Genomic DNA, 13,116 nt, shown 5'->3' with positions numbered 1-13,116 from the left:
CAATCTTATTTGAATGAAATTACTGCTCATCTTCCGCAACCCCGAGGCGTTGTTCATTTATGTAACGAATGCCACCGATAAAACCTTATAAATTAATCGGAATACTTATAGTTTAACTCAAACAAGCCTGATTGCGCTAATGATCATTTGCGTAAAACATTAGATATTTTTACCTTCGAGCGTAAAATCGGGATTTCCCATTAAAGCAAGAAGGCAATAAAATACTCCGCAGGTGTATAATGGTCCTTATATTGAACAAGGGAGTTGAAGCAGCAATGGAATTTCGCAAATTGGGCGGCAGCGGCTTGAAGGTGTCCGCTCTCGGTCTGGGCACGAATGCATTCGGCAAACGAGCGGATGAGGACGCATCCGTCCGGATCGTCCACCAGGCTCTCGATTCCGGCATCAATTTCATCGACACCGCCAACATCTACGCCGGAACGGAATCGGAGCGCATCATCGGCATTGCGCTGCAGGGAAGACGCCATGAAGCCGTTCTGGCGACGAAAGCCGGGCTGCCGCGCGGGGAGCATCCGAATGCCCGAGGCTCATCCCGCTATCATTTGATGCGCGAGCTGGAGGACAGCCTTCAGCGGCTGCGCACCGATCATGTCGATCTGTACCAGATCCATACGTTTGATCCCGATACCCCGCTCGACGAGACGCTGCGCGCGCTGGAGGATATGGTACGTTCCGGCAAGGTGCGGTATATTGGAGCATCCAACTATGCCGCATGGGAGTTGATGAAAGCGCTCGGCGTGAGCGAAAAGCTCGGCGCGAGCCGCTTCGTCTCTACACAGACGAGCTACTCGCTCGCGGACCGGGCGCCGGAAGCGGAGCTTGTACCGCTCTGCCTGGATCAGGGCGTCGGGATCATTCCGTATTTTCCGCTTGCCGGCGGGATTTTGACGGGCAAATATGCATTCGAGGCGGCTCCGCCAGCGGGCTCCCGTGCCGATACCGACCCGAGCTTCGCCCGCTTTCTCGATCCGGAGCGGATCGAGCTCGGCCGCAGCGTGCTTACGCTCGCCCGCGAGTGCGGATGCACGCCCGGCGTCCTGTCGCTGGCCTGGCTCATAAGCCGGCCTGTTGTATCCTCCGTCATCGTTGGCGCGACCTCAACCGCCCAGCTGGAGGAAAACTTGCAGAGCGTTACGCTGAAACCGGCTCCAGAGCTGCTCGAGAAGCTGGACGAACTCAGCGAACCATTCCGCTACGGCAAACCGTTCGCCGTGTACCGGCTTTAGTAGAACGGCAGACGCCGCTCCAGCGATTTGAAGATCAAATCCGCCCGCGAGGCGTTCCTTTTTAATCTTCCTGATCACGCAGCTGCCCTTTTCTTTCTGTCTCCCCCGAAAAAGAGAGCGAAGCGGGCGGGTTTGAATCTGGAGAAGCGCCAGCGCTCGCCTTTGTGGACGGATTCTGACCCTGGCTAAGGGTTTATTAAATCCAGGAATCCGGCCACAACAGCGATCGGAAGATCAAACCTGCCCGTGCAGCGTCTCTTCCTTTCTCTCTCCCTCTCCGAAAAAGAGAGCGAAGCGGGCGGGTTTGAATCTGGAGAAGCGCCAGCGCTCGCCTTTGTGGACGGATTCTGACCCTGCTAAGGGTTTATTAAATCCAGGAATCCGGCCACAACATCGATCGGAAGATCAAACCCGCCCGCGCAGCGTCTCTTCCTTTCTCTCTCCCTCTCCGAAAAAGAGAGCGAAGCGGGCGGGTTTGAATCTGGAGAAGCGCCAGCGCTCGCCTTTGTGGACGGATTCTAACCCTGCTAAGGGTTTATTAAATCCAGGAATCCGGCCACAACAGCGATCGGAAGATCAAACCCGCCCGCGCAGCCTCTCTTCCTTTCTCTCTCCCTCTCCGAAAAAGAGAGCGAAGCGGGCGGGTTTGAATCTGGAGAAGCGCCAGCGCTCGCCTTTGTGGACGGATTCTAACCCTGCTAAGGGTTTATTAAATCCAGGAATCCGGCCACAACAGCGATCGGAAGATCAAACCTGCCCGCGCAGCGCATCTTTTTCCCTCTTCACCCATTTTCAGGAATTCAGGTATAATTGACCTATTACACGTCCGAAAGGTGGTTCGCTATGAAATTCAGTGAGTTCCGTTACGAACGTCCCGACAAGGAAGCCGTCATTACCGGGTTCAAAGAACTGCTGGCTGCATTCCGTTCCGCAGCAAGCTTCGAGGAGCAGGACCGCATCATGGCGGACATCAACAAGCTGCGCAGCAGACTCGATACGATGGGCCAGCTGGTGTACATACGCCATTCGATCGACACGACCGATGCGTTCTACAAAGCCGAGCAGGACTACATGGATGAAGTCGGTCCCGAGATTCAGGAGTATGTCACCGACTTTTACCGGGCGCTGACGGAATCGGCATTCCGGCCTGAGCTGGAAACAAAATGGGGGCGGCAGTTGTTTCGCCTCGCGGAGCTGTCGCTGAAAACGTTCAGTCCCGAAATCATCGCCGACCTGCAGCAGGAAAACAAGCTCAAAACCGAATACAACCAGCTCATTGCCTCGGCGAAAATTCCGTTCCAGGGCGAGGAGCGAACGCTGTCCCAGCTGGGACCGTTCGAGCAGTCGACCGACCGCGAAACGCGCCGGCAGGCGGCGGAAGCACGCTATGGGTTCATGGCCGCAAACGAGGAAAAATTCGACCGCATCTTCGACGATCTCGTCAAGGTCCGCACCGAAATGGCGCGCAAGCTCGGATACAAAGATTTTACGGAGCTCGGCTACGCCCGGATGACCCGGACCGATTACGACGCGGACATGGTCGCCTCATTCCGCAAGCAGGTGCTGGATCATATCGTTCCGCTCGCCTCAAAGCTGAAGGAGCGCCAGCGGGAGCGAATCGATGTCGAGAAGCTGCTCTTCTACGACGAGGGGTTCAGCTTCAAATCCGGCAACGCCAAGCCGAAAGGCGATCCCGACTGGATCATAAACGGCGGCATCGCGATGTACGACAAGCTTTCTCCGGAAATGAGCGCTTTTTTCCGCTACATGGTTGACGAGGATTTGATGGACCTGGTCAGCAAAAAAGGGAAGGAGAGCGGCGGCTACTGCACGTTCATTAGCGATTACAGCGCTCCGTTCATTTTTTCCAACTTTAATGGGACTTCCGACGATATCGACGTGCTGACCCACGAAGCGGGGCACGCTTTCCAGGTGTACGAGAGCCGGCACTTTGAGGTACCGGAATACTGGTGGCCGACGTTTGAAGCGGCGGAGATTCATTCGATGAGCATGGAATTTTTCACGTGGCCGTGGATGGATAAATTTTTTGTGGAGGATGCGGACAAATACCGGTTCAGCCATCTTGCTTCCGCTCTGCAGTTTCTGCCTTACGGCGTCGCCGTCGATGAATTCCAGCATATCGTCTATGCCAATCCGGAAGCGACGCCGGCAGAGCGCAAGCGGGCGTGGCGGGAGCTGGAGCTCCGCTACCTGCCGCACCGCGACCACGCCGGCAACGCCTACCTCGAAGGCGGCGGGTTCTGGCAGAAGCAGGGGCACATTTATAACACGCCATTTTATTATATCGATTACACATTGGCGCAAATTTGCGCGTTCCAGTTCTGGAAGCGGATGAACGAAGATTGGGAGAGCGCATGGAGCGACTATCTCAAGCTGTGCCGGCTCGGCGGAAGCTTGTCGTTCACGGAGCTGGCCCATGAAGCCGGGCTGATCTCTCCGTTTAAGGACGGCTGCGTCACGAGCGTCATCGGCGACATCGAGAGCTGGCTGGCCTGCGTGGACGACAGCAAGTTTTAAATGCCGTTTAATAAAGGAAAAAGCGACTGCTGGCTTGTGCTTCCGACCGCAGCCGCCTTCAGATTTTTCAATTCCACATTGTTTGGATGATAGATTAAGAACGGGATTGTCGTATACGGGCCTGATAGCAAAAATGCAGCGGCTGTCCGGGTGTGAGAACCTGGACAGCCGCTTCCTGACAAGACCGGGCCAGACGGAACCCAAGAGGGTCTAGCAAAATTACGGACGGCTTCAATGACGACACGAAGCCCCGCAACCCCTCAACCTCTGAAAAAGCCTGTTATAACGAACCTGACAGTAGTTATTTCAGAAATATAGTGCTCGTTGTGGATTTAACGAATCCCAGTGTCGCTATTCGTAGAACAGAGCCTCTGATTGTGTTCGAATGGAAGGGATAACGATGGCAGGATTCGTTAGAATATACGATTATCTTGTTTCGATCAAATAACGATTGCTCAATTCGTTAGCTGATCCACAGCAAGCAACACTGGACTTGAACACAGCCTACGAAAAACCGGTCATTGGTCAATAGAACGTTCTTTTTGTATTCTCATGCTGACTTCGTCAGGCGTAATGTCCGGTATGGGCATTCTACTTCCGTTCCATGCCGTCGCAGTACACATGGATCGCCTCGCGGAAAAAAGCGGCCAGACCCGGCTCATATTTATCGATATTTTTCGTAAAACGGGGGTCGTTCACATACATTTCCCCCAGGCCGCGGTAAATCTCAAGGCTGCACTCGTAAAAGTTGTCGGAAATGTACTGCCGGTGCTCCGCAATGATCCGCTGCGTCTCTTCGTCCGCCGCCCCTTTGGGCATCGCGGCAATCAGGCGCCGGTAAATATCGTCGCCGGATTCCTTGATCCGCTTCCAGTCCTCCTCTTTATACGAAGCCGTGCGCCGCTGCGATTCCTTGTAGGCATCGGTATGCCCCCACCGCTGCTCCGTTTCCGCTTCATACTTCTTCTGATGCTCCTCAATCTTCTTCATGTCGAACGGTTCGAACATCTCCTGCTTGCTCATCGCTTCTCCTCCTTCAATAGACCGGATCGTCTGGTCGACGGACCGGATCAGGCGTTCGAGGCGGTTCTTTTTCTCCGTAAGCAGGGTCTTGTGGGTAAGCAGCGTACATTTGCGGTCGTAATCCGGACGGTCCAGCATCGCTGCGATTTCCTGAAGCGGCACGTCGAGCTCCCGGAAAAATAAAATCTGCTGCAGCCGCTCCAAATCCTCATCCTTATACAGCCGATACCCGTTCTCACCCACCTCGGCCGGCTTCAGTAGCCCGATATCGTCGTAATGATGCAGCGTCCGGACGCTGATGCCGGCAAGCTCCGCCACCTGCTTTACTTTGTACATCCCCATCACCTCTTACTGTTAGGGTAAAGGATCACGCTGCGTGAGAGTCAAGACATTTTCGATTTACGATAAATTCATTTTACATATAATTAAATGCTTATATAATAATACAAAGATACAGGTGGAAGTCACGCCAGAGACCTATCCGCCCGAACGAAGGGAAGGTGAACGAAATGGAAAGCATTCAGCATATGGCCGATACCCTTAAGCTTCTCGGCGGAAGATTGCTGCGTCTGAATTTAGTAGGGGGTACGTATGGTTTACATCGCGAGTCTGATTTTTGTCTTAACGTTAATTTTTGTCATTTGGCAGCCAAAGGGGCTCCATATCGGATGGTCGGCCGCTGGAGGCGCGGCGCTGGCTCTAAGCTGCGGAGTCGTCAGTTTCGGGGATGTGAAAGACGTCACCCTCATCGTCTGGAACGCTACGCTGGCGTTTGTGGCGATCATTCTCATCTCGCTCATTCTGGACCAGATCGGAATTTTTGAATGGTCCGCTCTGCATGTGGCGCGCATTGCCAAAGGAAACGGGATTGTCATGTTCGTTTACATCGCCCTCCTCGGCGCTGTGGTGGCTGCGTTTTTTGCCAACGACGGCGCTGCGCTTATTTTGACGCCGATCGTCCTTGCCATGGTGCGGGCGCTCAAATTCGACGAACGGATGATTCTGCCCTTCATTATGGCCAGCGGGTTCATCGCCGACACGACGTCGCTGCCGCTCACTGTGAGCAACCTGGTCAATATCGTGTCCGCCGATTACTTCGGCATCGGCTTTGCCCAGTACGCGGGCCGGATGATCGTCCCGAACTTTTTTTCACTTGCCGCAAGCATTGCTGTACTGTACCTGTTTTTCCGCAAACGGATTCCGCAGCGGTACGACGTGCAGCAGTTGAAGCAGCCGAGGGAAGCGATTAACGATTTACGGTTGTTTCGGTTGTCCTGGTTCATCCTTTCCGTGCTGCTGGCAGCCTACCTGCTGAGCGAGTTTATTTCGGTTCCCGTCTCCATTATTGCCGGTGCGGCTGCGCTCTTCTTCATTATGGCGGCACGCCGAAGCCCGGTCATTGAGACGCGAAAAATTGTTAAAGAGGCGCCGTGGGCGGTTGTCGTGTTCTCGATCGGCATGTATGTCGTCGTCTACGGCCTGCGAAACGCCGGCCTGACCGATTATTTGGGGGAACTTCATCACCTTGACCGGGCTGTACCTGTGGCTCAGGTTGATCTCTTAAACCAATAGAAAAGAGGATTTGGATCATGGAAAAGAAACTCATTTACTTCCTGTGCACCGGCAACTCCTGCCGCAGTCAAATTGCCGACGGCTTTCTGAGGCAGCTCGGCGGCGATCAATATGAAGTGAAAAGCGCAGGACTCGAAGCGCACGGTCTTAACCCGCGTGCCGTCCAGGTCATGCGCGAAGCCGGCGTAGACATTAGCGGGCATACGTCCGATGTCATTGATCCGCAAATTTTGAACCGCGCCGATTACGTGATCACGCTGTGCGGGCATGCGGATGAGCACTGTCCGGTCATCCGGAACGACAAGGTCGTGAAATGGCACTGGGGATTCGACGATCCGGCCAAAGCGACAGGCACTGAGGACGAAATCATGGCCAAATTCCGCGAAGTCCGCGACAGCATTAAGGGTCGTATCGAGCAGTTTGTGGCGGAAGGCAAGTAGTTCATTTCGATTCCAGAAAGGATACGGATCAGCGAATGATGACCAACAAACTACCTTCGTAAAGGGGCACCCAGGTTCGGGCTCAAGCTCAAGCTTAAGCTCAGGCTCTGGAAGCCCTTTCCTTTTAATTGATATTTCTTGGAATGATCTTTTCGACGATGACGCAATCAATCCATCTTCCATCCAGCTTGCTGTGCTTTTCGTAAATGCCGACTTCCCGAAAACCGCAAGACCTGCATAAATTTTGGCTGGCTGCGTTGAACTGGAATATCCGTGACGTTAACTTCCAGTAACCGATGCGCTCGGCCTCTTCCGTTAATGCTTGCAGCAGTTTTTTTCCAATGCCTTGTCCCCGGTAGCCGTCGCGCAGGTAAATGGAAAACACGCCTACTCCTCTGTAGCAGTCGCGCGGGCTGTATGACGAAATGGAAGCCCAGCCGACAACGTGATGATGTTCATTATGAGCTGTTAAGATCGGATATCGTTCGCCTTGACCTCTAATCCAATCGGTTATTTCTTCAACCGTCTTTTGCTTCGTTTCAAATGTGGAGGCCCGCTCTGCAATTCCCTGATTGTAAATTTCCGTTACCGCTTCGGCATCACCCAATGCCGCCTTGCTTATTTGAATGTTCATCGATTGATACCCCGCTGCAGGATAGGGTTTTATGACTACCTATTCGTTGTTGTCTTGAAATCCCCTGCTAGCCCTCCGCCGGGGCCGTAACGCAGCATACCGCCGCCGCCTTCGGAGCGTCCGCGGACTCAAACTCGGAATCGGCCCGCGTATAAAAGACTTCCCAAGGGTTTCCTTCGGGGTCGGTCACCCAAATTTTGTCCTGCACCGCGTAGCAGCACGTCGTATCCATGCGGGAAGATAACCTCTATCCGGGCCAATCAACGTTGAGCGGCCGCGACTAGAGGCTGGTTAACAAAATCTCCCTATGAACCTCCCCTGCCTACGCTTCGCTAAGAGGCAGGAGTTTCTTACTAGCCATTCCTACAGGTCTCTGCAAAACAGCAGGTTTGCTGCCGTCTTTCGCTGCATGCAGCGGAGAATCCCGGTAGGTTGGTTCAGTAAGCAACACTTTTACAAGTGGGTGAGAACTCACCTTCTACTACTTCTCTCTTTTACGCGATCCGTAGATACTTGATCTTTTCGGTTTTGCCCAGGTACCTTATCTCTCCATGGAGATGCTTGGACAAAATCCCCTTGCTGCCGTGAACATCACGATGCTCCGTATAGCCGCAGGTACAGATATACACTCTTGTAGAAGTCTTCTTCCTCCTACCGCAACAAGGACATTGTTGACTCGTGAAACTTTCGTCGATCCGATGGATCTGAGTCCCGTGTTCTTCAAGTTTGTAGGCCATCTGCTTCTGGATTTGGCCAAACCGCCAGTTGGAAAGTTTTTGATTCACGACTTTTCTTCGCTTCTTCTTCGTGTTGCGCTGTACGCCTTCCACTTGACCGACGACGACTTCCTTCACTTCGTTTTCCGTGCACCACTGTACAAAATTCCGTGTCGTTTTGTGGATCGCGTCGCTTAATTGACGGTCGCTTTTGCTCAATATGTATTTCATCGCCCGGTTGTATTTTTTCCATTGACGGCTGCCTTTTTTGCACTTGCTCTTCCGTTTCTGCAGTTCGGCAAGTTTCTTATTGCGAAATCTATGGAGGCTTCTTACTTTTCTTCCGGTAACAATCAAGGATTGATTTGCGGTTGAAGTTGCCGCGATGGAATGAATTTCCCCTAAGTCAACGCCCGCCACTTGCTCCCCTTTGTTTTCGGCTGCTGCTTTGCCTTGTCGTAACTCATGCAGATCATCAGCTTTCGGTCAAACACAAGTTCAATTTCTTTGACCGGTCCGTCAGGAAGGCGGGGAACTGTGATTTTAATGGGTTGCCTGCGCTTGCCATTTTGCAAACCGAGACTCAGTTCGATGACATTCCCTTTTATTTTGAAGGATTGATCGACTCATTTCGTGTTGAAGTGTTTCTTGATTTTGTATGGGTATTTGGCAGGAAGACCTTGTCTCTTCGCTTTCCTGGCACTGTCTCTGGCAAACAGATAATGATGGGAAACCGACTGTGCCGATTGGGAATGCAGCGGAAACTGCTGGGTCAATGCCGCTTGAAGTTTCGTTCTGTCGATCCATTTTGCCGTCATGCTGCAAGGAATAGTCCTTGGCGATGGACAGGCACCGGTTCCAGATTTGTCCCGATATACGGTTGCACTCGAACAGCCGCTCCAGTTCTGCTTTCGGTGTATGAAACGCCGTTTTGACACATCGGATCAAGTTGTTTTCGCCTCCTTCCCTTGCTTTTCGATATAGGCTTTCAATACTTCCAGAGGTGTGCCTCCCACTGTAACCAGACAGTAGCTTTTTGACCAGAAATGTTCTTTCCACAGTTGATGTCTGACAGCAGGAAACTCATTCTTGATGAGCCTTGAACTCGCACTTTTATACGCATTGATGAATTTCGATAATTCCGAGTTGGGATGAGCTTTGAAGAGGACGTGAATATGGTCGCGAACGTGATTCCACTCGCTTATCGTAATGCGGTATTGTTGCCCGATCCGTTCAAAAGCGTCTTTGGCATACTCGGAGATGACGTCCGAAATCACTTTTCGACGGTATTTGATGCAGAGAATGAGATGGTAGTTCAAAGAGAATACTGAATGGTTATTGCTGTCTAAATTCATGTAGGCACCAGTCCTTATTTTATCTAAGACTGATTTTTACCAATTCTCTGGATATCCAGCAACAACAAATATTCCTGCATGATTCAGTAGACCGAAATTCATCCCCTCCCTAAAGAGGAAGGGGACTTCTTTCGGAGAGCTGTTAAAGAGGAGGCGTACAGCAGCTGGAGCTTTGACTCATGGCGGTGCTGAGCAGCTGCAGGCTTTCCAATACTTGCTCCTTCTTGTCTGCAGGAATATGCCGAAACAACTCCTGCACATATTGCGCCATCATTTCGGCAATCGCATCGGCCTGCTCATTTCCTTTCGCCGTGAGGGACAAGACGACGTAACGGCGGTCCTTCGGATCGGGCGTCCGGCTGACCCATTCCAGCTCCACCAGCTGCTGCACCTGACGGCTGAGCGTGCTCGTATCGACTGACAGGATCTGGGCCAGATCATTAAGCGACAGGTTGGTGCCTTTGCTCAGCTCATAAATGACGTGACTTTGAATCACGGAGATACCGCAGCACTGGGCGCCGTCTTTCTGCAGCAAGCCGAATCTTCGCACAAGCAGCTGCAGCACTTCTCGCACATTCACATATTGAAGTAATTGTTTCATTTTTCCATCACCTGAGCTCATCATACGCTATATATTTGTAAAATGAAACTATTATATTTTGAGATTATTGTGCGGAAACAGGCTGTCCGGCGATTATGCCGGGGAGCCTGTTTCCTATCCCTTAAATCGCAGGAGCCTCATACTGTTCAATATTACAAGCAGTGCAGCGCCGGTATCGCTCAATACCGCCATCCACAAGGTAAGCCAGCCGGGAAAAACCAAAACGAGCGCAAGGAACTTGATGGCGATCGAAAACCAGATGTTTTGCTTGATGATGGCGATTGCCTTGCGGCTAAGCTGCACAGTAAACGGCAGCTTTTCAAGGTTGTCTGCCATCAGCACGATATCGGCCGTTTCCATTGCCGTATCCGTTCCTGCCCCTCCCATCGCGATGCCCAAGTTTGCGGTAGCCAGCGCAGGGGCGTCATTGATGCCGTCTCCAACCATTGCCACCATATGTCCTTCGGCTTGCAGATCCTTTATTGCGCGGACTTTATGCTCGGGGAGCAGGTCTGCAAAATAGCGGGTGACATTCGCTTCTGACGCCACTTTCCGTGCGGTTCCCTGATTATCGCCGGTGAGCATGACTATACTGCGTACTCCAACGTCTTTTAAACCTTGTAAAGCCTTTATGCTTGTTTGCCGAATTGCATCTGATATTCCGATCATGCCGATGATGTGCTCTTGTGTTCCAACAATGACAAGGGTATTGCCTTGTTGTCGCAGGGTATCGATCTGGTTTTGGAGCTTTCCGAGAGAGACGTTCATCTCTGCAAAAAGCTTTGCATTGCCAGCGTAATACGTTACATCATCAATTACCGCCTCAACGCCTTTGCCCGGAATGCTTTTTTGACGATCGCTATTTGCCTTCGGAACAGCAGCCGCGGCAGCATGCGAAACGATCGCGCGTGCAATGGGATGCGTAGAGTGTTCTTCCAATGTTGCGGCGATTGCGAGCAGTTCTTGGCCGGTCACGCCGTAAGGCAGAACTTTCGTTACTTTTGGTTTGCCTTCGGTTAAGGTTCCGGTTTTATCAAAGGCAATTGCCGTAAGCGCGCCTGCTGTCTCCAAAAAAGCGCCGCCTTTGATTAAAACGCCATGTTTAGCGGCATTTCCGATAGCCGATACAATCGAGACCGGCGTCGATATGACCAAAGCGCAAGGACATGCTATCACTAGCAGTTCCAGTCCGCGGTAGAACCAATCGCTCCAAGAACCGCCCCCAAATAATGGAGGGAGAATCATAACCACGATCGCCAAGATGAACACGATTGGTGTGTAAATCCGGGCAAACTTGTCCACGAATGCTTGCGTCGGCGCTTTTTCTTCCTGCGCTTCCTCCACCAGATGAATAATCTTTGCAAGCGTCGAGTCTTGGGCGAGCTTCGTAACTTTGATCTCTAATGATCCATGCTCATTGATGCTTCCTGCATAGACGGCATCGCCGATTTGTTTATCGACCGGAACCGATTCGCCGGTGATCGGCGCCTGATTAACGCTGGATTCGCCGCGTACGATTTGTCCATCAAGCGGTATTTTATCGCCTGGCTTTGCGACGATAATATCGCCGATTCCGATATCATCAACGGATACTTGAACCAGTTCACCGTTTCGCGTTACCCACGCTTCCGGCGGTGCAAGCTCGAGAAGGCTGCGGATGGAATTGCGCGTTCGCTCAATGGATTTCGTTTGCAATGTGTTGCCGAGAGCAAATAGCCAGACGACAGTCGCCCCTTCGAGCCACTGTCCAATAATCGCAGCTCCAAGCGCCGCGGCGGTCATGAGCACGTTCATATCTAGTGAACCGCTCTTTATCGCGTAAAATGCGCTTCTAGCCGGCTTGTAGCCGCCAATGACAATAGCCGCTGCGTACAATAGGATGCTAATAAATTCGGTTGCGTTAACAATGGATCCAAGAAAGCCTAAAGCGAGCAATACTCCGGATAAGACCGTTAACGATTGGTTGGATTTTGCCTGCTTCGTACCCTGTTTTCTTCCTCTGAAGACAAGGGATGCCGAGTAGCCTGCCTTTGCAACCTCATGAATGATGGTATCTGCACTGCCCTCGTGTTCGATCCGCATCTTGCCTGTAGAGAAATTGACGGCAACGCTTTTGACATAGGGGATCTGCTGCAAATGCTTTTCGATCGTGACCGCGCATGCCGAACAATCCATGCCTTGAATGTCATACACACGCTCGTTCTTGTTGCCTTTTGCCGAAGAATCCATTCCGTGCACCAAATATTCGGTGTGGTACTGAGAGTGACCGTCCACACAACAATCATCCTTGCATTCCTCCTCTGTGGTGGCTGCAGTTGTAAATGAGAGCTGCTTTTTAAACTTGAACTCCTTATCCGGGTTATGGCAGCACACGTCATTGCACTCGTCCTTTGGGGCCTCTGACCGACAGCAATCCTCTTCGCAAGCGCTCTTTATTGTTGATACAGGCGTTAGCGGCAGTTGTCTCTTAAACTTCATTTCGTTATCTGACATTTCCTTACCCCTCAACGTTTTCAAAATGTCGATCGCAACAAGCCACATCTGTTTGAACATCGGCAAACACTTCGTCGAACATGGAAAGCAAAATCTTTACCTTCTCATTTCGCAAGCTGTAATACACATACTTTCCATCTTGGCGCCCAATAATGAGCCCGCAATCCTTGAGGCATCCCAAATGCTGGGAAATGTTCGATTGGCTTGCCTGAACGTTGTCGACGATTTGTGAAACGGTCTTTTCACCGTCTTTAATGTATTCGAGGATCTGCAGCCGGGTTTTATCTCCAAACCCGCGAATGAATTTTACTTTGATGTTCAATTGTTCAGCAATCACATACCCACCCCTTTTCATATTCACTTTTCCTAATATGTATGATATCTCATTATATTAGGTTTGGCTAATGCGTTCGATAAATTCCTAGCCGCGCTTGGCGATCGTCACAACACTTAGTCGATTTTCTGAACAAACCGTTATCAGGCTGTAAGCGCATTAT

At 51.6% G+C, this 13,116-nt stretch carries 11 protein-coding genes and 2 pseudogenes; 4 read left to right on the top strand and 9 right to left on the bottom strand.

Going from position 1 to position 13,116, the window contains the following annotated elements:
• The first annotated feature begins 275 nt into the window (after positions 1-275).
• Both VN24_RS14095 and VN24_RS14090 read left to right on the top strand, forming a co-directional pair.
• A complete protein-coding gene (locus VN24_RS14095) occupies positions 276-1,247 on the top strand; it encodes an aldo/keto reductase (protein ID WP_045670920.1) in 972 nt (323 codons plus the stop codon).
• Positions 1,248-2,090: 843 nt separating this feature from the next.
• On the top strand, positions 2,091-3,785 hold the full coding sequence (locus VN24_RS14090; protein ID WP_045670919.1) for a M3 family oligoendopeptidase: 1,695 nt from the start codon (positions 2,091-2,093) through the stop codon (positions 3,783-3,785).
• Positions 3,786-4,376: 591 nt separating this feature from the next.
• On the opposite strand, the gene VN24_RS14085 is transcribed toward VN24_RS14090, so the two are convergent.
• Complete coding sequence (locus VN24_RS14085) at positions 4,377-5,144, bottom strand: MerR family transcriptional regulator (protein WP_045670918.1); 768 nt, start codon at positions 5,142-5,144, stop codon at positions 4,377-4,379.
• 255 nt (positions 5,145-5,399) lie between these two features.
• On the opposite strand from VN24_RS14085, the pseudogene arsB reads away from it, so the two are divergent.
• Positions 5,400-6,326, top strand: a pseudogene (gene arsB / locus VN24_RS14080) (arsenite/antimonite efflux transporter); the annotation flags it as partial.
• Positions 6,327-6,397: 71 nt separating this feature from the next.
• Entirely contained in the window at positions 6,398-6,820 is a 423-nt protein-coding gene (arsC, locus tag VN24_RS14075; protein WP_045670917.1) for an arsenate reductase (thioredoxin), read from the top strand.
• 124 nt (positions 6,821-6,944) lie between these two features.
• On the opposite strand, the gene VN24_RS14070 is transcribed toward arsC, so the two are convergent.
• From VN24_RS14070 to VN24_RS14045, 8 genes and pseudogenes are all read right to left on the bottom strand, one after another.
• Positions 6,945-7,454, bottom strand: coding sequence for an arsinothricin resistance N-acetyltransferase ArsN1 family A (locus VN24_RS14070; RefSeq protein WP_045670916.1), 510 nt, complete (start codon positions 7,452-7,454; stop codon positions 6,945-6,947).
• Positions 7,455-7,521: 67 nt separating this feature from the next.
• Positions 7,522-7,686, bottom strand: a pseudogene (locus VN24_RS26950) (ArsI/CadI family heavy metal resistance metalloenzyme); the annotation flags it as partial.
• A 262-nt stretch (positions 7,687-7,948) separates the two neighbouring features.
• Positions 7,949-8,641, bottom strand: a complete 693-nt coding sequence (locus VN24_RS28200; protein WP_274520449.1) for an RNA-guided endonuclease InsQ/TnpB family protein — start codon at positions 8,639-8,641, stop codon at positions 7,949-7,951.
• A gap of 155 nt (positions 8,642-8,796) precedes the next feature.
• Positions 8,797-8,988 (bottom strand): hypothetical protein, encoded by a 192-nt coding sequence (locus VN24_RS28195; RefSeq protein ID WP_238590688.1) that lies wholly within the window; start codon positions 8,986-8,988, stop codon positions 8,797-8,799.
• 126 nt (positions 8,989-9,114) lie between these two features.
• Positions 9,115-9,525 (bottom strand): IS200/IS605 family transposase, encoded by a 411-nt coding sequence (gene tnpA / locus VN24_RS14060; RefSeq protein ID WP_045670915.1) that lies wholly within the window; start codon positions 9,523-9,525, stop codon positions 9,115-9,117.
• Positions 9,526-9,667: 142 nt separating this feature from the next.
• Positions 9,668-10,126, bottom strand: coding sequence for a MarR family winged helix-turn-helix transcriptional regulator (locus tag VN24_RS14055; protein WP_045670914.1), 459 nt, complete (start codon positions 10,124-10,126; stop codon positions 9,668-9,670).
• 114 nt (positions 10,127-10,240) lie between these two features.
• The gene (locus tag VN24_RS14050; protein ID WP_082083767.1) at positions 10,241-12,619 is read right to left on the bottom strand and encodes a heavy metal translocating P-type ATPase; all 2,379 of its coding nucleotides are present in this window, start codon (positions 12,617-12,619) and stop codon (positions 10,241-10,243) included.
• 4 nt (positions 12,620-12,623) lie between these two features.
• Entirely contained in the window at positions 12,624-12,956 is a 333-nt protein-coding gene (locus VN24_RS14045; RefSeq protein WP_238590687.1) for an ArsR/SmtB family transcription factor, read from the bottom strand.
• Positions 12,957-13,116: the final 160 nt, after the last annotated feature.

Origin of the sequence: Paenibacillus beijingensis, from assembly GCF_000961095.1 — a bacterium.
Classification (GTDB): Bacteria; Bacillota; Bacilli; order Paenibacillales; family Paenibacillaceae; genus Paenibacillus_O; species Paenibacillus_O beijingensis.
This window is presented reverse-complemented; position numbering and strand designations above follow the sequence as displayed.